This is a genomic window from Saprospira grandis DSM 2844 (assembly GCF_000275825.1).
Lineage (GTDB): Bacteria > Bacteroidota > Bacteroidia > Chitinophagales > Saprospiraceae > Saprospira > Saprospira grandis_A.
In genome coordinates, this window is the sequence record NZ_JH719942.1 from 3,531,738 (window position 1) to 3,553,720 (window position 21,983).

Annotated in this window: 17 protein-coding genes; 7 read left to right on the plus strand and 10 right to left on the minus strand. The window is 46.4% G+C overall.

Annotated features, from left to right (window positions below; translation table 11 throughout):
* Positions 1 to 319: 319 nt before the first annotated feature.
* Together SAPGRDRAFT_RS15850 and SAPGRDRAFT_RS15855 are read right to left on the minus strand one after the other, a co-directional pair.
* Positions 320 to 1,321, minus strand: coding sequence for an ion transporter (locus tag SAPGRDRAFT_RS15850; RefSeq protein ID WP_002660251.1), 1,002 nt, complete (start codon positions 1,319 to 1,321; stop codon positions 320 to 322).
* A 77-nt stretch (positions 1,322 to 1,398) separates the two neighbouring features.
* On the minus strand, positions 1,399 to 2,061 hold the full coding sequence (locus tag SAPGRDRAFT_RS15855) for a hypothetical protein (RefSeq protein ID WP_002660252.1): 663 nt from the start codon (positions 2,059 to 2,061) through the stop codon (positions 1,399 to 1,401).
* A 157-nt stretch (positions 2,062 to 2,218) separates the two neighbouring features.
* On the opposite strand from SAPGRDRAFT_RS15855, the gene SAPGRDRAFT_RS15860 reads away from it, so the two are divergent.
* The 3 genes from SAPGRDRAFT_RS15860 to SAPGRDRAFT_RS15875 all read left to right on the plus strand — a co-directional run bounded on the left by SAPGRDRAFT_RS15860 (position 2,219) and on the right by SAPGRDRAFT_RS15875 (position 6,083).
* Positions 2,219 to 2,662, plus strand: coding sequence for a hypothetical protein (locus tag SAPGRDRAFT_RS15860; RefSeq protein WP_002660253.1), 444 nt, complete (start codon positions 2,219 to 2,221; stop codon positions 2,660 to 2,662).
* Between the two features lie 8 nt (positions 2,663 to 2,670).
* Positions 2,671 to 3,954: a DUF5103 domain-containing protein gene (locus tag SAPGRDRAFT_RS15865; RefSeq protein WP_002660254.1), complete on the plus strand. Its 1,284-nt coding sequence runs from the start codon at positions 2,671 to 2,673 to the stop codon at positions 3,952 to 3,954.
* Positions 3,955 to 4,145: 191 nt separating this feature from the next.
* The gene (locus SAPGRDRAFT_RS15875) at positions 4,146 to 6,083 is read left to right on the plus strand and encodes a MerC domain-containing protein (protein WP_002660255.1); all 1,938 of its coding nucleotides are present in this window, start codon (positions 4,146 to 4,148) and stop codon (positions 6,081 to 6,083) included.
* A gap of 157 nt (positions 6,084 to 6,240) precedes the next feature.
* On the opposite strand, the gene SAPGRDRAFT_RS15880 is transcribed toward SAPGRDRAFT_RS15875, so the two are convergent.
* Complete coding sequence (locus SAPGRDRAFT_RS15880) at positions 6,241 to 7,116, minus strand: LysR family transcriptional regulator (RefSeq protein WP_002660256.1); 876 nt, start codon at positions 7,114 to 7,116, stop codon at positions 6,241 to 6,243.
* Positions 7,117 to 7,252: 136 nt separating this feature from the next.
* Here SAPGRDRAFT_RS15880 and SAPGRDRAFT_RS15885 point away from each other — a divergent pair, with 136 nt between their 5' ends.
* Positions 7,253 to 7,906, plus strand: coding sequence for a peroxiredoxin-like family protein (locus tag SAPGRDRAFT_RS15885; RefSeq protein ID WP_002660257.1), 654 nt, complete (start codon positions 7,253 to 7,255; stop codon positions 7,904 to 7,906).
* A gap of 163 nt (positions 7,907 to 8,069) precedes the next feature.
* Here SAPGRDRAFT_RS15885 and SAPGRDRAFT_RS15890 read toward each other — a convergent pair whose 3' ends face one another.
* From SAPGRDRAFT_RS15890 to SAPGRDRAFT_RS15925, 5 genes are all read right to left on the minus strand, one after another.
* On the minus strand, positions 8,070 to 10,442 hold the full coding sequence (locus tag SAPGRDRAFT_RS15890; RefSeq protein ID WP_002660258.1) for a choice-of-anchor B family protein: 2,373 nt from the start codon (positions 10,440 to 10,442) through the stop codon (positions 8,070 to 8,072).
* 1,482 nt (positions 10,443 to 11,924) lie between these two features.
* On the minus strand, positions 11,925 to 12,674 hold the full coding sequence (fabG, locus tag SAPGRDRAFT_RS15905) for a 3-oxoacyl-[acyl-carrier-protein] reductase (protein WP_002660260.1): 750 nt from the start codon (positions 12,672 to 12,674) through the stop codon (positions 11,925 to 11,927).
* Between the two features lie 50 nt (positions 12,675 to 12,724).
* On the minus strand, positions 12,725 to 14,044 hold the full coding sequence (gene murA, locus SAPGRDRAFT_RS15910; RefSeq protein WP_002660261.1) for a UDP-N-acetylglucosamine 1-carboxyvinyltransferase: 1,320 nt from the start codon (positions 14,042 to 14,044) through the stop codon (positions 12,725 to 12,727).
* Positions 14,045 to 14,256: 212 nt separating this feature from the next.
* The gene (locus SAPGRDRAFT_RS15920; RefSeq protein WP_002660262.1) at positions 14,257 to 14,781 is read right to left on the minus strand and encodes an RDD family protein; all 525 of its coding nucleotides are present in this window, start codon (positions 14,779 to 14,781) and stop codon (positions 14,257 to 14,259) included.
* A gap of 12 nt (positions 14,782 to 14,793) precedes the next feature.
* A complete protein-coding gene (locus SAPGRDRAFT_RS15925; RefSeq protein WP_002660263.1) occupies positions 14,794 to 16,662 on the minus strand; it encodes an ABC-F family ATP-binding cassette domain-containing protein in 1,869 nt (622 codons plus the stop codon).
* A 239-nt stretch (positions 16,663 to 16,901) separates the two neighbouring features.
* Between SAPGRDRAFT_RS15925 and SAPGRDRAFT_RS15930 the strand changes: the two genes are divergently transcribed.
* The gene (locus SAPGRDRAFT_RS15930; RefSeq protein WP_002660264.1) at positions 16,902 to 17,675 is read left to right on the plus strand and encodes a M15 family metallopeptidase; all 774 of its coding nucleotides are present in this window, start codon (positions 16,902 to 16,904) and stop codon (positions 17,673 to 17,675) included.
* On the opposite strand, the gene SAPGRDRAFT_RS15935 is transcribed toward SAPGRDRAFT_RS15930, so the two are convergent.
* Together SAPGRDRAFT_RS15935 and SAPGRDRAFT_RS15940 are read right to left on the minus strand one after the other, a co-directional pair.
* Positions 17,672 to 18,445 (minus strand): AMP nucleosidase, encoded by a 774-nt coding sequence (locus SAPGRDRAFT_RS15935; RefSeq protein ID WP_002660265.1) that lies wholly within the window; start codon positions 18,443 to 18,445, stop codon positions 17,672 to 17,674. The genes SAPGRDRAFT_RS15930 and SAPGRDRAFT_RS15935 overlap by 4 nt on opposite strands.
* A gap of 136 nt (positions 18,446 to 18,581) precedes the next feature.
* A complete protein-coding gene (locus SAPGRDRAFT_RS15940) occupies positions 18,582 to 19,373 on the minus strand; it encodes a haloacid dehalogenase type II (RefSeq protein ID WP_002660266.1) in 792 nt (263 codons plus the stop codon).
* Between the two features lie 189 nt (positions 19,374 to 19,562).
* On the opposite strand from SAPGRDRAFT_RS15940, the gene SAPGRDRAFT_RS15945 reads away from it, so the two are divergent.
* The gene (locus SAPGRDRAFT_RS15945; protein ID WP_002660267.1) at positions 19,563 to 21,428 is read left to right on the plus strand and encodes a CocE/NonD family hydrolase; all 1,866 of its coding nucleotides are present in this window, start codon (positions 19,563 to 19,565) and stop codon (positions 21,426 to 21,428) included.
* A 212-nt stretch (positions 21,429 to 21,640) separates the two neighbouring features.
* Positions 21,641 to 21,928 (plus strand): transposase, encoded by a 288-nt coding sequence (locus SAPGRDRAFT_RS23905; protein WP_037349662.1) that lies wholly within the window; start codon positions 21,641 to 21,643, stop codon positions 21,926 to 21,928.
* The last annotated feature ends 55 nt before the right edge of the window (positions 21,929 to 21,983 follow it).

Sequence of the window (21,983 nt, forward strand, 5' to 3'; positions counted from 1 at the left end):
ACGTATTAAACCATACATCTACCCATTAAAATACAAAAACTAATAGAATTTACTAGTGAAATAAAAAGGGTTTTTTAGAATGCCTAACTACATTTAAAGTGTTAGGAGCCAGATGGGGGGGGAGAAGTTCTACTAAGAGAGGGGACAAAACTGCCAAAACTGAAAAAGAAAGATGACTGGCCCAGCGCTGCGCAGCTGTGGCCGAAGGCCAGACCTAGGAGCAAAGCGACGCAGGGCCGAGCGAATAGCGAGCGGCGGAGCATAGCGGCGGCCAGCTAGGCTTTGCCTAGCTGGCCGCGGGCCCCAAAAAAAGAATAAACTACTTATGGAGATGTTGCCCATTTTGGTCTAGGGCTTGGCCACAATAAGGGCAGAATTTAAATTTTTGACCAAACTGATCACTACAATCATTGGTCGTTTGGGCCACCGCAGGAGCAGGAGTGGGTTCAGGAGCAGTTTGGCGAGGCTCTTCGCCATCGTTTGCTTGCTCTAGGCTCATGTTGGGGTCGCGCTCTAGGCGCTCAATAAAGGCCGAAGAAAGAATACCCGCCGGCAGGGCTACAATACCAATGCCCAAAATGGCGATAATGCCCGAAAGCAACTTGCCCGCAGAAGTAATGGGAAAAACATCGCCATAGCCCACGGTGGTCAGGGTGGCAATGGCCCACCAAAAAGTAGCAATGATGTTGGGAAAAGCCCGGGGTTGCACATTGCCCTCCACATACCACATCAGGGTAGAAGAGACCAAGAGCATCACGAAAGTAACAAAGAGCGTAATGCCCAGCTCGTTGCGTTTGTCGATAAAAACATCGCCCACAATAACAATAGATCGAGTGAGCGAGCTGAGTTTGAGCACTCGCAGCAAACGAGAAATTTTGAGCGCCCGAAGAAAGCGGAAATCGACATGGGCCAACTGGAAAAGAAAAGGCGAAATGGCCAAAAAATCAATTAGGCCTCCACTAGATTTAAAGAAGCGCCAAGCCGCAGTGCGAAAAGACTGCTCTTCGGGATATTTAAAATCGGCAGTAAACAAACGAAGAAAAAACTCAGCTGTAAAAATGATCAGGGTCGTATTTTCAAAAAGAGAAAAATAATGACTGATGACTATATTTTGATCGCTTCGCTTGACCCAATCTACGATATTCCCCTCATAGCGATAGTTAATAAAAGACTCTGCAATAATGGCCAAAATACTTAGGATAATGAGAATGGTAATGCTGGTCTCAAAGATCCTAGCGGGCAGACTCGACTCCTCTTGGTCGAGATCAATGACATCAAAAATATGCCGCCGCAGGCTTTTTTTATTAGTAGATACGCTCATAGTTGGTGTTGATTTGGGCAAAAATACAAACTTATCATTGTCTTAAAGCAATAAAGCGCACATAAGCCTTTGCTGCACTAGAAAGAGTAGCCAAAATCTAGCCCTAAGGTGGGAATATAGAGCCTGTTGGGCATCCAGTTATTGCCTCCAGCATCCCGCATATAGAGGCCCGCAATATAGACCCTAAAGAAAAAGCCCTCAAACCGTTGAAGTCGATAGCCCAGCATAGGAGCCGTTATGTATATATTGTAGTAGCCATTGCCTGTATTGCGTTCGTTAATTGGAACGGCTAGGCCCGCCCCTAGCTCAAAAAACTGCGTTTTGGCCTTATTGAGATGAAAATTGAAACTCAAATGCCCATTGATATTGGTTTGCTCAATCAAACTTCCAATGCCTAGGCGGCCCGAAAAATGATAATTGCGCTCTTGGCTAATAATACGATCGTAGGAAATGCCAAGCAAAACAGAAGTGCCCCCCAAAGAAACCGAGACAGCATTTTGAGCTAGTTTTTTAGTAGGGACAAAAAAATCATTGCGATAATCAAACTCAATCTTTGTCAAATCAGACTGAGCAATGCTGTCGAGCTGCTTGGGCGGCTCCGCATGTCGGAAATAAACAAAGTTGCTGTCTGTCCTTAAAACTCGAGCCCCCAATATTTTACCGTCTTTTTTGTAAATTAAGTCTTGGGCTTGGCTAGCCAGAGCCAGAAACAAACAGGCGAAGAAGAGGAAATAGCGCATCTTTTAAAATTAGCTGGTGAATGGGATTACCTTCCTTGAACGATAACTATAATAGTTTGGTGGGAAAATAGGCCGAAAACTATGGATTTTGCCTCTTTCCTCCCAAATTTTTTTCACGGGCTTTTTTGTATCTTGCCCCCAGCTAAAATTTTTGACTATGAACTGGAAAATGCTCTTTATCGATAATCAGTTTGGCAAAGGAAAAATCCCTAGCCCTATTGCTCAAGTTTTGGGTATTTTTGGCGTTGCGCTACTCATGATGTTGGCCGGAGGCTTTTCTGATAGCGCCAATTGGAGCTGGATGGTGGCTGGCGCCATGCTGATGCTTTACGCCCTCATTAACAATCTGCTCAGCATTTTTGCCGCTCAGCGTATGCGCTATTATCAATTCTCTATTTATGGAACAATGTTCCTTTTTGTTGCCCTTGGCGGCCTAGCCCAACTGATTTCGGGCCAAAGTATCTTTGAAGGGGCAGCCAATAACCGCAGCATTTTTATTGTCCTGCTCTTGGCCTATTTTTCGCTGATGGGCTTAGCTTTTATGCTTCGTTCTCTAGCCGACTTCATGAAGGCCAAGGATGAGGAAATTCACAAGAACTAATTTAATCTATGCGCTTACTATCGCTCGCTTTTCTTCTCTTCTTTGGCCTGCAGTCGCTTTTTGCCCAAGAGGATTATGTCATCTCTGAATTGCAATATACAGACTATATTTATCGCGATTTTGTGGCCTCCTGCCGCTTTTATCCAGACGATTCTGAGGTCGATTATCCCGTCGTCCAACTCGCTAGCCCCAATAAACTTATCCTAGAGTTTGATGACCTCGAGGCCGATAACAAAGACTATAACTACAAAATTATCCATTGCAACCGCAACTGGGAACCCTCCGAGGATATTGACGCCCTAGACTATATTGATGGCTTTCAGGAAAATCGATTCTATGAAAGCCTGAGCTCTTTTGGTACCCGCACTGAGTATCTGCATTATCAGCTAGAACTCCCCAACGATGATGTCAAATGGACCAAATCTGGCAATTATTTGCTACTGGTTTATCTCAATGATGATGAGGAAGATCTGGTCCTCAGCCGCCGCTTCCTCGTCTATGAACCCCAAATGAATGTGGAGGTAACCAGCCGCCGCTCAGCAAGCCCGCCCTATGGCCAAACACATCAAGAATTTAGCTGCCAACTCCAACATGCAGGCATGAATGTGAGCAACCCCAACCAAGATATCAAACTAACCGTAATCCAAAACTGGAACTGGCCCAAAGCACTGAAAAATCTAGAACCCACTTTTGTAGAAGAAGAAGTAATCCATTTCGACCGCCAAGGCCAAATCCTTTTCCCCGGCCAAAGAGAATTTCGCCCCCTCGATATCCGCAGCTTTAGCCACCGTGGCCCGCAGGTCCAAAATCTAGCCCGTACCAATGAAGGCTTCGAACTGCTGCTCTTTCCCGAAAAAGAACGAAAATATAGCCCCTACCTCTTTACCAACGACCTCAACGGCAAGTTTATCATCGCCTCCTACGATGCCCCCAACCCCGAGGAAAGAGGCGAGTATGGCCAGCTGTTTTTCCAATTCAAAAGCCCCGAATATCCCAATGCCCGCATCTTTGTCTATGGCGGATTCTCCGATTTTCAAGCCTACCCCCAATACGAACTAAACTACAATGCCGAAAAAGGCCAATACGAAGGCATCCTCCTGTTCAAAAATGGCTTCTATGATTATGGCTACGGCCTGCTCCGAGATGGCGAAAAACAATTGGACCAAGAAGAATTGGAGGGCAATCGCTTTGAAACCGAAAATGATTACTTATTTTTAGTCTATTATCGCTCCTTCGGTGGCCGCTACGACCAATTGCTGGCCTTCCAAAAAGCAAGCTCTACACACAGATAGTCTTTTGGGGCCTCCCGCCTTCGGCGGGCGCTACGCTTTGGGGCTCGCAAGCCTGCTCGGCCCTGCGGCGGCTTCGCCGCCTTGGTCTGGCCCTTCGGGCCACCCCGCCGCATCGCTAGGCCGTTTGGCCTGCGGCCAAGGCGGCTTCGCCGCCCAATTTACCTCCCCATTTTGCCAAAATCCCTTTCCTCTTGAGAACAATTTACCAACCCAATAAAACAGCAGCCTGGCCCTATCTACTGGCTATTTTTGTAATTTGTAGTTGGTGGATTGCCCTGGGCCATTTTTATGGACCAAAAAAAACAACAGAAGGAGTTGTTCCAGCCATAGCTGATACTACTTTGGTCCAAGATAGTACGCCCACCCAAGCTCCAAAACAGTATTTTTCGCCTCCCGCCAATCCCGATTCTAGCTGGGCACTGGCCTTTAACCGCTTTCTCCAAAAAACAGCGGAAGAAAAAGAATTGGCCCATCTGCAACAGCTCCAAGATAGCGCAGACCAAGCTTGGCTAGCCGCTCAAGAAACCGCAGCCGCCCAAGAAGCCGAACGCATGCGCCTATTGGCCAAAGAAGAAGAACAGCAGGCTAAGGCCATAGAAGAGCTCGCCCAGAAAATCCTAGAAGAGGCTATCGCAGCAGAAAAAGAAGAAGTGCTGGCCGAAGAAGAATTTGATTATAGCAACTATAATAATTATATCCCTCGCTATTGGCAGTTTTTGCTGCCTAGCTGGATGTTTATTTTGTTATATTTTTGGCGCAGCCGCCGCAATCGCCGCAAAAAACAAAAGATGGCCGCCCAGTTCCCTTTGGGCCAAAGGCGCCCTTCGGGCGCCCTCAGCCGCGATTTCCAATCTAAAAGTATAGACCCCAGCTGGCGCCGCCAATTGGCCCAAGAACGCAACCGCCCTCTCCTGTCAGAAAGTAAAGAACAAGACGTACAATGGGCCGAAGGCTTTAAGGGTAGCTATACCACCACCTTCCTTAGAAGAGCTATCATTCATTTGTTGCGCTGGCGGCAACCAGAACTCGCTCGCCCCGCCGATTTTCGCTATTGGTTAGATGTCTATGATTGGACAGCCCCCCTGGCTGCTGCCTTGCAATGCAGCCTGGCCCTTTGGTTCCTAGATCAAGAACTCTGGCATTATTTACTCCTGCCTTTTGCCCTGCTCTCTATTTATTATAATGCCGCTGCCCGCCGAAAATCATGGGCCAAAAATACATACCTGATCCTAGCCTCCAGCCTAGCACTAATCGCTCATTTCTTCTTTTATAGCAGTAGTTTTGGCAGCCCAAGCCTCTTTAGTGAACAAGCCCTATTTCCAGATATTTCAGCCTGGCGCTGGCCAGTGCTGCTGGGCCTGTTTTTGGTCTTTTGGAGCTGGCTAAAAGGACGAAAGCATCTTTTTCAGAAAACCGTCTGGTTTAATGATGAGAGTTTCGTCAAAACGATCCCTTTCTTTATTGCTGGCCTATTTTTTACCATCTTTTGGCCTGGGGTTTTAGGCGAAGCCCTACCTACAGGAAGTCTACTGGCCTTGCTTTTGGCCTTTGTCCTTTGGATCAGTAGCCCCATGAAAGATGACCGCAAAGCCAAACAATGGTTGCTCTCTGGCAGTACCCTTTTTGGCCGCTTAATGGGCCTTTCTATTTTGCTGTTTATTAGCTACAATGTTTTTGGCTTAGGATTTATTAGCTACAGCCTTCTTGGCTTTCTCCTCTTAGGAAGCTGGGCCTTTTTCTTCTTTCCTAGAATGGAAGATATTCCCGAAGAACAAAAGCCTATTCCTTGGTGGGAGGACCCCCAAGCTACAATACGAGAAGAGTTGGTCATTAAGGATATGGACCTAGGGCTACAAACGGAGCACTGGAGCAGCTTCAACCAATTTCAGCGGCTAAAAACTATTCGTTTAGTCAATACAGAGCTCAAGCATTTGCCTATCCGAATTGCTAGTTTGGCTCAATTGGAAGAAATGGACCTACGCAATAACCAGATACGAACTGTCCCCTCTATCTTCTTTAAACGTTTGCCCAATTTGAAGAAAATCAATTTGGCGGACAATCCCGTTCCTGCTAAAAAACAAAAGAAACTAAGCCAAAAATATCCCCATATTGAGTTTATTTTTGAGTAGGGGGAAAGATTGTAGTTGCAATCGGCCTAGCGATGCGGCGGGGTGGCCGAAGGCCAGACCGAGTTTTTTTGAGCGTAGCGAAAAAAAACGAAGGGCCGAGCAGACCTGCGAGCCCCAAAGCGTAGCGCCTGCCGCAGGCAGGAGGCCCCAAAAAATATCAAACCAAAGCCAACTGATCTTGAAAAAACTGCAGTTCTTCTAAAAAATATTTGAGTGGGGAGGCAAGGTTGTCTTTTGCCCATTGAAGAAATATCTTTCGTTTGAAATTAGCGGCTTTGAGTGGAATAATATGGTAGCTTTTTGGCTTTTTCTCTAAAACGGGAATTAAGGAAATGCCGAGGCCTGCGCTAACTAAAGCCCTCGCCATTTCGTCTCCTTTGGCTTTAAATACAGTGTTGATTTTGATTTGGTGGCTTTGGAAGAAGTCTAGAATTTCGTCTCTCTTACTACAATTACTTCGCTCAATAAAGTTGGATTGATCTAAGAGGCGAACATCTACCTGAGGGAGTTGGGCGAAAGGGTGGTTGAGTGGAACGGCCAGCCCCAGGGGGTCTTCTCTAATGAGTTCTTGCTGAACATGCTCTAGAGAAAGAGCCGTTTTGCTGAAGAGGGCATGAATTTCATTCTTTTTTAGCGTTTCTAGCAGCTCCATAGCGCAGCTTTTTTCTACTAATTGGACCTCATATGTTGGGTAGCGTTTGTGAAATTGCTTGATGAGGGGAAGAATGGCGGTAAAGTCAAGGTCTGGGCTAAGGCCTAATTTTAGAACTTGCCGACTTGTTTTTTCTTTAAATGTTTGCATCTCCTCCCAGTTGGCCAATAGTTTTTTGGCTTTGGGCAAGAGTTCTTGCCCCTCTGTTGTAAGGAATACATTTCTTTTATCTCTGAAGAAAAGAAGGCAGTTGAGCTGCTCTTCCAATTTTTTGATGCCCGAGGAGAAGGTAGACTGCACAACATATGCTCGTTTTGCGGCCAGGGTAAAGCTCTTGCTCTCGGCTAAGAGGACAAAGTATTTGACAAACTGTAAATTCATAATCTGCTTTATCGATAACTGTTATTACAATATTCTATTTTGACGATCTAAAGGTATTGCTTTACTTTGCAACAGGCAATATTCTCTTGCCTAAATTTTATTATTTGGCCTGTGAAGGGTTTAAAAACTAGAAGCAATGAAAAGTTTTCAAGAAAAAATGGCTGCTCTCCAAAAAACTTTAGAGGGTAGAATGCCCGCAGATTATATCCAAATTATGCATAAGGCTACTGCAGATTTAGGGGCTTCGGGGATTCAGGAGGGGGTATTAAAAGTGGGGGATAAATTTCCTGCTTTCACCCTAAAGAATCAAGATGGGGCGCCTATTCAGAGTACAGAGATTTTCAAAAAAGGCCCCGTATTATTTACTTTTTATAGAGGTATTTGGTGTCCTTACTGCAATATGGATTTAGGGTATTTGCAGCAAAATGCAGAAAAGCTAGCCGAATTGGGCGTGCAACTTTTTGCTATATCTCCAGAGCTTCCAGCCTTTTTGCAAAAAACCAAACAGCAGCAAAAGCTAGATTTTGATTTGCTGCATGATTTTAAGAGTGAATTAGGGCAGGAGTTGGGACTTCGCTTTTCGGTACCCACGGAATTAAAGGCATTATATGCCAACCAATTTAAGATTGATTTGGATAAACATCAGGGGCATTCTGACTGGACGCTTCCTATGCCGGCTCGTTTTTTAGTGGATCAAGATGGAGTCATTCAATATGTTGAAAGTAACCCTGACTATACTACTCGTCCAGCTCTAGAGGCTGTATATGCATTAGATTTCCTTAAAAAATAAATGAAATTTTTTTGTTTAGAGAAGTAGGTTTTCTCTTTAGAAACAAAAAAGCCAGTAACTTTTAAGTTACTGGCTTTTTTACGTCCTCGCCCCAAAAAAGCCCCAACAGTAAACTGTTGAGGCTCAAATCAAAAGCGCTAGGCTTTATAGTTATCCACAGTAATTAATCTAACTTTTGGAGCAAGATGGCTTTTTCTTGGCCCAAACGGAGATAATAGGTTCCGCTTGGCCAATGAGCGCCAATTTCTAGCTGTTGCTCACCCGCAGTCATCTTTTGTTCTGCCATTAATTGGCCCAAACTATTGTAGACCATAATCATTTGGTCTTGGGCCAAGGGCTGCTCTAAACGAAGCATAAAAGAATGCTGACTAGGATTGGGATGTAACTGAATTTTGTTCTGGCTCAGCTGCTGAGGAGCCTCAAGGCCAGTAGGAGAGGCATCCACCACCGAAAAGAGATCAATAGCTCCCTCGGCAAGGTGGCCACCATTACGGTCAAAAGCCAAAACTTCTATCCACATATTATTGACAGGAGGCAGGTAATCGGCAATGCGGAAGCTCTGCAGGTTGGTCCAGCCGTTGGTGTTGGTATAAACCGCCAAAACAGCAGAGTTAAGGCCGTTGTGTAGCGTGACAACCATAGAATCATCGGGGCTGCCATTTCCACCGCCATTGTAGAACCAGGCATAAAAGTTAATATAAGCATCGCCATAATTCAAGACATCAAAATCGGGAGAGCGCAGAATAACGTCGCCGCCATCAATATCATCGCCGCCAACGGCCCCATTATTTTGGTCGCCAGTAATATAGCAAAGCTCTCCAAGATCAAAATTGAGGTCGCCATCAGGCGTGGCGGGGCTACCATTGTAGCTAAGGCCCTCAGAGTTGGCGCGGGCCCAATCACCAGAAGTAGCCGTAGAACTATTGGTCCAGCCCAAATCTAGGGCAAACTCATCGCGGTAACCTGGAACCAATTCTGCGGTTAATTGGCCCGTATTGGCATTGATGTTTTGGCTAATGAGCTTAGTATGATGTCCCCATTTGCCCACAAGAATCTCATAGTCATCTTGGAACATGCTAGGAACATTGAAATTCCCACTGTTGTCTGTATTCACCGTATGGCTGTAATCTGGCGATTTTAGCTCGACTATGGCGTTGGCAATAGGGTTGCCACTAAGCGAGTCAATAACTTGTCCCGAAAGGCTAAAGGCCTGCATGGGAAGCAATTCTACATCTTCCTGACTGACTTGGCCATGGGCCAAATTAACCGAAATGGTCTTGGGAAAATAGCCCGCCTTGCTAAAGGTGACGCTATAGCTCCCCGCTATGCCATAACCCGTTTTGTACTCCCCACTGATGCGAGAATCATCAAAAACAGCAGTATTATTGATTTCTACACGAGCGCCAAAAATAGGACTGCCCGTAATGCTATCACTCACCAAACCCTCTAACCAGCAGGCTCTTTGGTAGTTGGCATCAAAAACATAAAGGCCCGTATTGATGTCGGCAGCCAAGATTTTACCCGAGCTAAAGAAGGGATAAGCCCCCCAGCAGCCAAAGAAACCGCTATTTTGGCCCGTATAGCTATCGTATTTGGCCACTTCCACCAGGTTGTCGGGACGCTGGGCATCGACAACAATTAAGCCGTCGGTATAATAAGAGATAATCAAAAACTCATCTTTGACATGTACATTATGCGGAATAACGCCCTCTCCAATGGTTTCATAGGGCTGCCAGCGGTCTAGCTCTACAATATCGCTCATATCAGAAATATCATAGCTGCCAATATAGGCATTGGCCCGTTCATCGGTCGTAAAAAGGGTATTGCCATCATCAGAAATCCAGGCATTATGCGTAAAGTTATCGGGGGTAGATTGACTGCCCAAGGCAATGGGGTTGGCTTTGTTACTCACATCATAGCCAGTAAATTCCCCAACATAAATATCTGAGGTCCAAAGGGTATCGCCTCTAGCATAGACATCATGTGCATAGATAGGAGGCACAAAACCCGCTAAAGTAGGTTGGGCGGGATTGGCGTTGAGGTCCAAAAAGAAGGGCTCTCCATTAGAGATATTACTGCCCGCAATATAGGCGTAGCCCCCCTCATCAATATAGATGTTGTGCGCCCGAAGAAGGGTATCGGTATTGTTGTTTATGGTCAGTTCGGGCTTCCAAAAGTTATAGCTAATGTTGTTGGGCAGGCCCGAAAGGTCAATGATCAACAAACCGTCATTGCCTTGGTCAGTGGTCACATAGGCATAGTTGCCCCAGGTTTTAATATCGCGCCAGATGGAGTTAGAGCCGCTAATCGTCTGCACTTCTACCGGAGCGGCGGGATTGGCCAAACTCACAATAGAGGTTTTCTCTCGGGTGCCCATCAAGGCATATTCTACCCCTGTTGTGGGATGCACCCAGCCCCAAATATCATTGCCATCCTCGGCATAATCAAAATTGGAGAGTAGGTTGAGCCCATAGTTGGTCTGGGCTTGCAAGCCAAACACTAAGGCCAAAAAGGCCAGCGTCAATTTGTACTGCATAAAAAATTGCTTTTCGTTTGATGATGATACTCACTTCAGCAAGAAGCTTAAGACCCTCCGCTTTTAGCAAGTTTGTTTGTTTGTTACTGCTAGTAATCTACTAAATGCCGCTTGATTATAGCCTATTTTTATCCCCCTTTTTGATTTTGATAAGGCCAAGGGGAAGGAGAAGCATCTTGTTTTGGGGCCTCCGCTGCGGCTTCGCCTTGCGGCGCTACGTTTCGCAGCTCGCTGTTCGCTCGGCCCTGCGGCCTGACGGCCTTGGTCTGCGGCTTTGCCGCACTGCTACACATCGCTAGGCCAAATGGAAGTCCTGCGCTTCGGCCATCCTTTGATAAAAATTTGAGGCTAGTCCAGGCATTTTTTAAAGGCATAGCTGTAGCTATGGCTGAGAAAAATAACGCAGAATAGCAGGAAATTAAAGCAAAGGATAGAAGTGGCAGGGCTTTCATTTGGCCTTTGCCGTTTGGCCTTCGGCCATGGCGGCGAAGCCGCCTGCCATTCATCGCCTAGGGACAAGCCCCTAGGCTAACCCAATGGAACCAGCCCTAAAGGGCCTCAACTGCTTATATAGCAAGCCTTGCTCATCTGTTTTTGCAGAGAAGGGCCATATCCAAAGGCCCTCTTTAGAGGGCTGTCTGAAATAGCTAGCCTAGGGGCTTGTCCCTAGGCAGCAAAAAGGGCGCACACAAAATTTTAATATTAGTCCCTCAACTTTTTCTTGGAGTTTTGAGAAAAGGAGAGATAAAGAAAGCGGCTTTTAGTGGCTAGGTAGCTTTGGGCTGAAGCTTAATGGGAATCTAGAAGTAGAAAAAGCGAAGAAGGACTTTAGTCCGTCAGTTCGCTCAAGTCTACAACCCTGGGCTTCAGCCCAGGGCGCTAAGGATAGCCGCCTATTAGTCCCTCAACTTTTTCTTGGGAGTTTCGAAAAAAGGAGAGGAAAAGAAAGCGGCTTTTAGTGGATGGGCAGTTTTGCGGCCATGGGCTGAAGCCCATGGTTGTGGGGCTGAGCAAAGAGCGGGCTGAAGCCCTTCTTTGCTGATGGAGCCTAGTGGAACAGAAAATCCCCTCGAATGAGGGGATGGCGATTTTTTCGATAGCCTAGGGCCTTGGCCCTAGGGTTCCTATGAAATTTATGGGGGAGACAAAAACAAAATCAAACAACCGAAGAAAAAATAATCCTTGTTCAAAGCGGTAGAGGATTTTAATCCTCTCCGCACTATAGATGTAGAATGGGGTTGTTGCATGGCTGTAGGTTTCAACCTACAGGTATATATATCCATCCTACAGGCCCGCAGGGCCGCAGGCCTAGGGGCCTGAAAGGGGGCCGCGCAGCGGCAGACCCAGCCAGCTTGCTGGCGCAGGGCCGAGCAGACCTGCGAGCCCTGAAAGGGTCCGGCCGCCAAAGGCGGCAGGCCCCAAAAAAAATAGCTAACCCAAATCATTGAATTAGCTATTTAGCTGGGTGAAAACTGGGGTCGACTAGCGCATACCGCCAGTTACCATAATCGTATCGCCAGTCACATAAGAAGAGAGCTCAGAGGCCAAGAACAGGCAAACATTGGCAATTTCTTCGCCTTGACCAAGGCGTTGTAGGGCCGTATTCTTGATCATTTGCTCCTTGAGCTCCTCGCTGAGTTTGTCCGTCATTTCGGTAGCAATAAAGCCGGGGGCAATGGCATTGCAGCGGATACCTCTAGAGCCCATTTCGTAGGCCAAAGACTTGGTAAATCCGATCATACCCGCCTTAGAGGCGGCATAATTGGCTTGGCCGGGGTTGCCATTGACGCCCACAATAGACGTAATATTGATAATGCTGCCGCTGCGAGCCTTGAGCATAGGGCGGGCGACATGTTTGCACAAATTGAAGACCGATTTGAGGTTCGTAGTCATCACATCATCCCATTGTTGCTCATTCATACGAAGGAGCAGATTGTCGCGAGTGATGCCCGCATTATTGACCAATACATCGATTTGGCCAAACTCCTTCACAATATCCTTAATCAATTGGGCAGACTGCTCAAAATCAGAAGCATCAGATTGGTAGGCAAGGACCTTGATCCCCTCAGAAAGGGCTTCGGCCTCTTTGGCCAAGGCCTCCGCCTGCTCAGAAGAAGAGCGGTAAGTAAAGACCACATGAGCGCCTTGTTCGGCAAATTTTTTCACAATAGCGGCACCAATTCCTCTGGAACCACCAGTGACTAGAGCCACTTTTCCGGCTAGTAATTTCATAGGTTTCTATTTTTAACTTAGCGCAAAGCTAGTAATTTTTAAATCGACTATTACTGTTCGATGCGTTGAATGTTTGCTCCCAAGGCATTCAAACGCTCATCAATCCGCTCATAGCCTCGGTCAATTTGATGAATTTGATGAATTCGGCTATTTCCTTTGGCAGAAAGGGCGGCAATGAGCAAAGAAACGCCAGCTCGGATATCGGGAGAGGTCATCTCTATGCCCTTGAGCTGAGATTTTCGCTCTAGGCCAATTACGGTTGCCCGATGCGGATCGCAAAGAATAATCTGAGCGCCCATATCAATGAGTTTATCGACAAAAAAGAGGCGACTCTCAAACATTTTTTGATGAATGAGCACGCTACCTCTGGCTTGGGTGGCCACCACCAACAAAATACTCATCAGGTCGGGCGGAAAGCCGGGCCAAGGCGAGTCATAGACATTGAGGACCGAGCCATCAATAAAGTTTTGGATCTCGTAAATATCTTGGGCGGGCACATGAATGTTGTCGCCCTGAATTTCGAGTTGGATGCCAAAGCGCTCAAAAGTGGGCAAAATATTACCCAACATATCAACTCGGGCTTGCTCAATCGTAATGGCCGATTTGGTCATAGCGGCTAGGCCAATAAAACTCCCAATTTCAATCATATCGGGTAGGCAGCGATGGCCCGTACCATAAAGCTGGTCTACGCCCTCTACCACCAGGCGGTTAGAGCCCAAACCCGTAATTCTGGCCCCCATGCTATTGAGCATTTTGGCCAATTGCTGCAAATAAGGCTCGCAGGCAGCATTGTAAATGGTCGTCACGCCTTTGGCCATACTAGCGGCCATCAATACATTGGCCGTACCCGTTACCGAAATCTCTTCCATCAGAATGAAATTGCCTTTGAGGCCCTCGGTTTCTAACAAAAAGATATGCTCCTCCCGCACATAGCGGTAGTCTACATTCAAATATTGTAGGCCATTGAGGTGGGTATCCATACGGCGGCGACCAATTTTATCGCCTCCAGGTTTGGGCAAAACCGCCTTGCCAAAACGAGCCAAAAGAGGGCCCATGATCATCACAGAACCCCGAATACTACTGGCTTTTTGCACAAAATCTTGGGTCTGCAAATAATCCAGATCAATGCTTTCGGCCTTAAAGGTATAGCGGTTGTCACTCACTTTTTCTACCGCTACGCCCAAGCCTTGCAAAAGCTCAATCAAACGGACCACATCCCGAATATTCGGAATATTGCTAATGCTTACTTTTTCAGCCGTCAGCAATACGGCACAAATGACTTGTAGGGCCTCATTTTTGGCGCCTTGTGGGCGAATACTGCCCGATAGTTGGGCATTGCCCTCTACTAAAAAAGATGCTGATTTAGACATGTATATGTTTTTTAGAGGTGGCTACCTCTTTTTATAGAGTTCTTAAAATTATTTTTTGGGGCTGCCCCTCCCTTCGGTCGGGTCGGGCTGTGCCGGGCTCGCAGGTCTGCTCGGCCCTTCGCTTTTTCGCTGCGCTCAAAAGCTCGGTCTGGCGCTTTGCGCCACCCTTTCCATCCCTCAGCCGTTTGGCCCTGCGGGCCAATGGGACCAACTTAGTTGCTCTTTACCCAACGCAAGCCCGTTAAAAGCTCTGGAATGGCTCTGGCCTCCTTATTATTAGACAAAATGACCAGATTGAGGGAGAATAGGCCCGAATAATAAAAGAGGTAGAAAGGGACGTCATTCCCCTCATTTAGAAAAATAGCCAATATCCCTAAGTTGAGCAAAAAACCTTTAATAAGCAGCCGCAAAACAAGCTGCTTAGTACTGGCTTTTTCGCCCTGCATATTCACTAGGCGAAGCCTTAGTAAGCGTTTGGCCGCAGAAGCTTGCCAGCGGCCTTGCTCCAAAACAAAATGATAGCCTAAGGCAATGCCAAGATGAATGATCCAGAGCAACATAAATTCTTCATCAGATCGAGAAAACTGCCATAACCGATGAATACTCCTGTCCAAACTGGTTTCTTCGATGAGGTAAAAGCCAATACATCCAGTGAGGATAGCTATAAAGACTGTATCAAATAGGAAGGAGGCAATGCGGTGACTCGCTTCTGGAGGGTTAAGAAGGGATTGGGCCATGAGGGATTATTTTTAACTAAGTTCTTCAACGAGTTCCATCCACTGCATTTCTTTTTCGTCTAGCTCTTCTTGGATAGCATTGAGTTCTTTAGAGAGATCTACGATTTGCTCGGCGCTCAGGCTACTATCATTAAAGCCAGCAGAGAGCTTTTGTTTTTTCTCTTCCAACTTTTCGATTTGACGCTCTAGCTTTTTAATTTCCTTGCGTTCTTCCTTAGAAGGCGGGCGGCTTTTTTTGACCTCCACCTTTTGCTTTTCAGCCTTTTTTTCGGCTTCTTTTTGTAGCTGTTCGGCTTTTTTTGCTTCGGCTTGAGCTAGGCGGTAGTCGGTATAATTGCCAGGGAAATCGCGGACCCGGCTGTCTTCGCCTAGGACAAAGACATGCTCTACAATGCGGTCCATAAAATAGCGGTCGTGAGAAACCAAAAGTACGCAGCCAGGAAACTCCTGTAAAAACTCTTCAAGGACCTGCAAGCTAACAATATCTAAATCGTTGGTGGGCTCATCCAGGATCAGAAAGTTGGGGTTATCCATCAGGATGCAAAGCAAATGCAGACGGCGCAGCTCTCCACCACTCAATTTAGAAATGAAGGTTTGTTGTTTGCTGGGGTCAAATAAAAAGCGCTCCATTAACTGAGAGGCCGATAGTTTTTTGCCGCCATTCATCGGAATATAATCGGCAATATCGCGGACCAGATCTAGGGCCTTTTTATCATTTTTGATTTGCATATTGGCTTGGGTATAATAGCCAATTTTAAGGGTTTCCCCATGCACCACTTTGCCCGTATCGGAGGCCAGATTTTGGGTAATAATATTGAGTAGGGTAGACTTACCCGTACCGTTTCGGCCAATAATGCCTAGGCGGTCGCGTTTTCTGAACTTATAATCTAGCTTTTCGAAGAGAACTTGTCCGCGATAGCTTTTAGAGACATTGTGGAGTTCTAGAATTTTGGAACCTAGGCGGCTCATTTGGATATCGAGATCGAGTTCGCCTTCATCGGTTTTTTTCTTGGCCTTGGCTTCAATTTGGTAGAAATCATCTACTCTAGATTTGGCCTTAGTGCCCCGAGCTTGGGGTTGTCTGCGCATCCATTCCAGCTCTTTTTTATAGAGTTTTTTGGTTCGGGCCAAATTGGCGGCTTCATTGGCTTGGCGCAGGGCTTTTTTCTCTAAAAACTGGCTATAATTGCCACTATATTTAAAGAGCTCTTGCTGGTCCAGTTCTAGGATTTGGTTACAAACGGCATCAAGGAAATAGCGGTCGTGGGTAACGGTCAGCAAGGTAATTTTAGCTTGTTTGAGATAATCTTGCAGCCATTCGATCATCTCGAGATCGAGGTGGTTGGTGGGTTCATCTAGGATGAGGAAATCGGGTTCATCGATGAGGACTTTGGCTAGGGCCACCCGTTTTTTTTGTCCACCAGAAAGTTGGCCGAGGGGGCGGTCCAGATAATCCACTTTAAGGACCGAGAGGATCATTTTGACTTTTTGGTCATAATTCCAAGCATTTAGGCGGTCCATATCGCTAAGCGCATTTTGGAGGCGGTCGCCATCTTCTGGATGCTTCATGGCCTTTTCATAATTGGCCAGGGCTTGCATAATGGGGTTGGCGGATTGGTAGACCGCTTCAAAGACCGTGAGCAGAGGGCTCATATTGGGCTCTTGCTTGAGGAAAACGGTTTGGATATTGGGGTGCAGCCAAACTTTGCCGCCTTCGGTACTTTCTTCACCGGCAAGGGTACGGAGCAAAGAGGTTTTGCCTGTTCCATTTTTGGCCACCAAAGCTACTTTGTCGCCTTGATTGATATAGAAAGTAATATCGGTAAAGAGGACGCGGTCGCCATAGGCTTTATTCAGGCCCTCTACACTAAGGTAATTCATTTTTTATCGTAATTTTAGAGGGCCAATTTACGAAAATTAAGGGAACTTCCTGCTTTGCCAAGGGCCAAAACTATTTTGCGTCTAGAAGCGGGCGCAGCCCGCTGGCCTAGCGATGTGCAGGGGTGGCCGAAGGCCAGACCAAGCCAGCTTGCTGGCGAAGGGCCGAGCGAATAGCGAGCCCCGAAACGTAGCGCCGCAAGGCGAAGCCGCGGCGGAGGCCCCAAAAAAATAAAAATAAGATGATAAAAACAGTAAGTACCCTTTTTTTGTTGGTTATGTCTAGCTGGCTTTGGGGGCAAAAACAAGCGGCCTTAAGGGCCTTAGAAGCGGCTTATCCCGATGCTTTTTTGGAAGTAAATGAGCGGGAGGTTATTTGGAAAGACGGCAGCCGCATGCCCTTTGACGATGGGCGAAAAAAAACATTTTTGCAGTTATTGACGGAGCCGGATTTGGAGGATCAAATTGCGGCCATGCCTTATCCTAGGGGCTGGAGCAAGGCGCCTTTGCGTGGCGAAGATCCTGGTCGGGTGCGTTATGAGCCCTTTTTTAAGAAGATGTATGGGGCTTCGGCGGCGGAGGTGCGCAAAAACCTGAAGACCGTAATTTGGTTGCCTAAAACCTTGGGGATCAAGCTACAAATGACGGAGGTGAATGGGGTGGCCGATAAGTTGCAGGCCTTGTCTAATCGTTTGGATACGATGCCTCATTTGCATAAATATTTGCAAAATCCGGGGGGGACCTTCAACTGGCGAAAAATTGCGGGGACGGACCGGCAGAGCATGCATAGTTTTGGCATGACCATCGATATCAATGTGGCCTATTCGAACTACTGGCGTTGGGCCGTCAAAGGCAATGATCCGGAGGGAAAGCGGATCATTGCCTATAAAAACCGGATTCCGATGGAGTTGGTCCTTTTATTTGAGGAATACGGTTTTATTTGGGGCGGCAAATGGTATCATTATGACAGCATGCACTTTGAATATCGGCCCGAATTATTGCAAAGAATGCCTTAGAACTTGAGGTGGCGAACGGTCAAGCCATCGTTCATAATTTGCTTGAGCGAGCCAATGCCCATATCGAGATGTTCTTGGACATAATTGGCGGTCACCTTATTGTCGCTGCTATCGGTTTTTACGCCTTCTGGGGTCATGGGCATATCGGAAACGAGCAAGAGGGCGCCGGCAGAGATTTTATTTTTGAAAGCCGTAATAAAGAAGGTGGCCGTTTCCATATCGATGGCGAGGCAGCGCATTTTGCGGAGATACTCCTTAAAGTCCTCATCATACTCCCAAACGCGGCGGTTGGTGGTATATACCGTACCGGTCCAATAGTCTAGATTATGGTCTCGGATGGTGGTCGAGATCGCTTTTTGGAGGGCAAAAGAGGGGAGGGCTGGAATTTCTGGTGGAAAATAGTCATTAGAGGTACCTTCTCCACGGATAGCGGCGATGGGCAGGATCCAGTCGCCCACCTTATTTTTACGATTGCGCAAGCCTCCACATTTGCCCAAGAAAAGGCAGGCTTTGGGTTTGACGGCAGAGAGCAGGTCCATAATTGTGGCGGCATTGGGGCTACCCATTCCAAAATTGATAATCGTAATGCCGTTGGCGGTGGCGGTTTGCATGGCCTTGCCTTTTCCTCTGACCTCTACGTCGTAGCGGTCGGCAAACAGCTGCACATAATTGCTAAAGTTGGTGAGTAAAATATACTTGCTAAAATCTTCTAGTGGAGTATCGGTATATCTTGGGAGCCAGTTTTCTACAATTGCTTTTTTAGTTTTCATTAGCTATGTTTTTTAGTTGAAAAATTTAGTACATTATTTCAAACTAATAAAAAAGCTCGGTTTGCAAAAGACTTTTTGAGAAAAAAAAAGAGCCGTCCCTAATTACTTAAAAAATTAGAGACGGCTTATAAAGGATTTACTTCAGTTTGATGAGTTGGTTAGCAACTTTGTCTAGATTAGCCTCATTCAATTCGGGGGCTGGAGCGAGGGGGAAGAGTTGTGCTCCTGCTCTGCTAATAAAGGCTGTTCTCCAGTTGGCCCAGATAGCCCCGGCGATATCCCAGCCATGGGCGGCAATCAGCATACAATCTTGGGGTTGGACGCCCATTTTTCTAGCGGCCCAATCATAAGCATCTGCATGAGGCTTATACTTTCCGATATCTTCTACACTCAGGCGTTCGTCAAAGTAGTCGAGCAATTGAGCATTGGTAAATTGGGTTTTCACACCCGCATTAGAGGAGTTGGTAAAGGAGACCAGCTTAAATCCAGCTTTTTTGAGCTTAGTTAGTGCCGATTTCACTTCTGGATGAGGAGGCAAAGAGCGGAGTGGGCCAACAATGGCTTGTTTTGCTTCTTCGGCACTTATGGTTATTCCTTGATTAGCGGCCACCATTTGTAGGGCAGCAGCGCCAATAATGCCAAAATCCTGATATTGGCGAGCCGAGGTCATCACCAAAGAATACTGCAACATAGTGGTAAACCAAAGAGGAAGCAGGTCTTCACGGTTATTTAGGGCTTTAGCTACATTCTTGCGCATAGCGGTGAGGTCAAGAAGTGTTTCATTGACATCAAAGAATAAAACTTTAGGACGATTTTCGTTTTTTTCTGTTTGCATATTTTCTTCTTTTTGTTGAAACTGCTTGAGAGGAAGGCCGCCTAGAGCAAGTAAGGCAGAGGACTGTTTGATAAAATTTCTCCTGCTGTTCATTTATGCCTATATTTATATTTATGAATACATCAATTTTAGGCTAAAAATTAACCTTGCCGAAATTTTTCAAGGAGCTTACTTTTTTTTTAACAAGTCTAGATAAATTTTAACTATTTAGTTTAAATAACCGTTTAGTTAATATATTTTGTAGGGGACAAACCTTATGTTTTACGTTTAGAGACTTAATTTATGCTTAGCCGATACCCTTTGGTGTTGTTTATTTGTTTGATTAGTAGTTGTTTATGGGCACAGCCTTTATCTAAGAAAGCCATTAAGAAGTTGCCAGCCTGTGATGCGGCCGATGATTTATTATCGGCGCATCAGCCTAGAGAAGATCCTTATAAGGGCATGCGGATCCATTCTTTTTATTTATATATGCAAGATAGCACGGCTTTGGCTGTAGATCTGTATTTGCCTAAAAAGATGAAGGCGGGCGATCGTTTGCCGACCATTGTACGGCAGACACGTTATTGGCGGCGGCCGCAGTTGCGTTTTCCTTTTAGTTTGTTTTCTAAGGGCTTATTGGGCCGTACGGGCAAGATGGTACAGCGCTTTTTGGATGAGGGTTATGCGATTGTGAACGTAGATGTTCGGGGTTCTGGGGCTTCTTTTGGGCAGCGTTTGCATCCTTGGAGCCCAGAGGAGCAGGCCGATGGGGCTGAAATTCTGGATTGGATTGTGGCGCAGCCTTGGTCCAATGGCCAAATTGGAAGTTTGGGTGTTTCTTATGGGGGCACCGCCGCCGAGTTTTTGGCCATACAGCAGCACCCTAATCTCAAGGCGGTGGCCCTGATGTTTTCTCTATATGATGTGTATGCGGACAATGCTTTTCCGGGCGGTATTCATAACCGCTGGTTTACTTCTAATTGGGGCGATGCCAATGCCTTGATGGATGCCAATGAGTTGCCGCCCAATGCCGAGGCCTACAAATGGTTGATCAAAGGGGTGGCGCCTGTGCGCAAGAAAAAGAAGCAATTGGGTCGGGCGGTGAGTAGCCATGAAGAGAATAAAAATGTGCATGAAGGAGCCTTAGAGGTTGATTTCCGAGATGATCGTCCTCGGCAAGGGGCGGGCCGCAAAGTCGATTATTTTAGTCCCCACCATTATATTGATGCCCTGCGTGCTTCTGGGGTGGCGGTTTACTCTTATAGCGGCTGGCAAGATGGGGCCTATGCAGAGGCAGCCATCAAGCGGCATTTAGATTTGGGGGCCGGGGCGCACAAATTGATGTTGGGGCCTTGGGAGCATGGCGGGGCCTACAATATTAGTCCCTATTGTCCGTCTTTGGCCCAATTTGATCATGCGGGCGAGCTGCTCAAGTTCTTCGATTATCATTTGAAGGGGCAAAAAAATGCCTTGGCCCAAGAAGCGCCCATACATTATTATAGCATTGGGGCCGAGCGCTGGCGGGCGGCTCAAACTTGGCCTCCGGCGGCAGTGGTTTGGGATAGTTTATTTTTGTCGGATGCGGGTTTACAGCCTCGTTTTACCCCCTTAAGCGAGCAAAAAATAGTGGCCGACCATCAGTTTGGTACGGGGGAGGTGAATCGCTGGACCGCCGTGAATGGCAAGGTGAAAAGTCCCTACACTTATGCCGATTGGGCCCAGCGCTCCGCCTCTTTATTGCATTTTGATGGCCCCCTTTTAGCGGCTCCGCTAGAAATTGTGGGGGAGAGCAAATTGCAGTTGCAACTACAATCTACCGAAGATTTGGCCGATATCTATGTCTATCTTTCCGAGCTCAAGGCCGATGGCAGTATTCATTATATTACGGAGGGCCAATTGCGAGCCAGTCATCGCCCAAAAACCGCCTGGCAATCAACCCATTTGCGCAAGGATGCCCAGGCGGTTGTCGCCCAACAATGGCTAGAATTGCGCTTGCAGCTTTTGCCAGTGGCTTGGCAGTTGCAAAAGGGCTCTCGCCTACGCCTTTCTTTGGGCCCTAGCGATAAGGACATTTTTGAGGGCGCTTATACCGACAAACAATACGAGTTGTTGTTCCGCTCGATCCAAGAGGCCCGCTCTTTTTTGCTGCTCCCTGTTTATCAAGAGTAAAAGGACTTTGCCAGCCACACACAACTTTAATCATTATTTAGGCATCTTTTATCTACACCTATTTTTATACTAAATAGCTTAATGATGATTAGATTTAGCCTATTATTTTTAGTTTTATGTTATGTGCCCTTACCCCCAAAATTAGGACAGTAGTTTAAGGTGGAAAAATGAAAGAAAAAAGTCGTATAATGAAGCACTAAATTACAAAAGAGATGAGAAAGAAACGTCGTAATTTCAGTTCTAAATTTAAGGCAAAAGTAGCCTTAGAAGCGCTAAAAGATCAATTGACCTTGGCAGAATTAGCGACAAAATACGAGCTACATGCAAATCAAATATCGGCCTGGAAGAAAGAGCTTTTAGCCAATAGTTTTTTGCTTTATGAAAAAAAGCGAGGCCCCAAAGTGGATGCTGATGAAGAAAAAGAAGCCCGTTTATATGAGCAAATAGGCAAGTTGCAGTTTGAGCTGGACTGGCTTAAAAAAAAATATAGGGGAATGTGATGAAGCGTTAAGACTGAGCCAAATAGCAGTATTAGAAGGACTTAGCATAGCTCGG

What these genes read in the sequence shown, in the direction of transcription:
- SAPGRDRAFT_RS15850 (WP_002660251.1), bottom strand. Translation starts at nt 1,321, where the DNA reads ATGAGCGTATCTACTAATAAAAAAAGCCTGCGGCGGCATATTTTTGAT.
- SAPGRDRAFT_RS15855 (WP_002660252.1), bottom strand. Translation starts at nt 2,061, where the DNA reads ATGCGCTATTTCCTCTTCTTCGCCTGTTTGTTTCTGGCTCTGGCTAGC.
- SAPGRDRAFT_RS15860 (WP_002660253.1), top strand. Translation starts at nt 2,219, where the DNA reads ATGAACTGGAAAATGCTCTTTATCGATAATCAGTTTGGCAAAGGAAAA.
- SAPGRDRAFT_RS15865 (WP_002660254.1), top strand. Translation starts at nt 2,671, where the DNA reads ATGCGCTTACTATCGCTCGCTTTTCTTCTCTTCTTTGGCCTGCAGTCG.
- SAPGRDRAFT_RS15880 (WP_002660256.1), bottom strand. Translation starts at nt 7,116, where the DNA reads ATGAATTTACAGTTTGTCAAATACTTTGTCCTCTTAGCCGAGAGCAAG.
- SAPGRDRAFT_RS15885 (WP_002660257.1), top strand. Translation starts at nt 7,253, where the DNA reads ATGAAAAGTTTTCAAGAAAAAATGGCTGCTCTCCAAAAAACTTTAGAG.
- SAPGRDRAFT_RS15890 (WP_002660258.1), bottom strand. Translation starts at nt 10,442, where the DNA reads ATGCAGTACAAATTGACGCTGGCCTTTTTGGCCTTAGTGTTTGGCTTG.
- fabG (WP_002660260.1), bottom strand. Translation starts at nt 12,674, where the DNA reads ATGAAATTACTAGCCGGAAAAGTGGCTCTAGTCACTGGTGGTTCCAGA.
- murA (WP_002660261.1), bottom strand. Translation starts at nt 14,044, where the DNA reads ATGTCTAAATCAGCATCTTTTTTAGTAGAGGGCAATGCCCAACTATCG.
- SAPGRDRAFT_RS15920 (WP_002660262.1), bottom strand. Translation starts at nt 14,781, where the DNA reads ATGGCCCAATCCCTTCTTAACCCTCCAGAAGCGAGTCACCGCATTGCC.
- SAPGRDRAFT_RS15925 (WP_002660263.1), bottom strand. Translation starts at nt 16,662, where the DNA reads ATGAATTACCTTAGTGTAGAGGGCCTGAATAAAGCCTATGGCGACCGC.
- SAPGRDRAFT_RS15930 (WP_002660264.1), top strand. Translation starts at nt 16,902, where the DNA reads ATGATAAAAACAGTAAGTACCCTTTTTTTGTTGGTTATGTCTAGCTGG.
- SAPGRDRAFT_RS15935 (WP_002660265.1), bottom strand. Translation starts at nt 18,445, where the DNA reads ATGAAAACTAAAAAAGCAATTGTAGAAAACTGGCTCCCAAGATATACC.
- SAPGRDRAFT_RS15940 (WP_002660266.1), bottom strand. Translation starts at nt 19,373, where the DNA reads ATGAACAGCAGGAGAAATTTTATCAAACAGTCCTCTGCCTTACTTGCT.
- SAPGRDRAFT_RS15945 (WP_002660267.1), top strand. Translation starts at nt 19,563, where the DNA reads ATGCTTAGCCGATACCCTTTGGTGTTGTTTATTTGTTTGATTAGTAGT.
- SAPGRDRAFT_RS23905 (WP_037349662.1), top strand. Translation starts at nt 21,641, where the DNA reads ATGAGAAAGAAACGTCGTAATTTCAGTTCTAAATTTAAGGCAAAAGTA.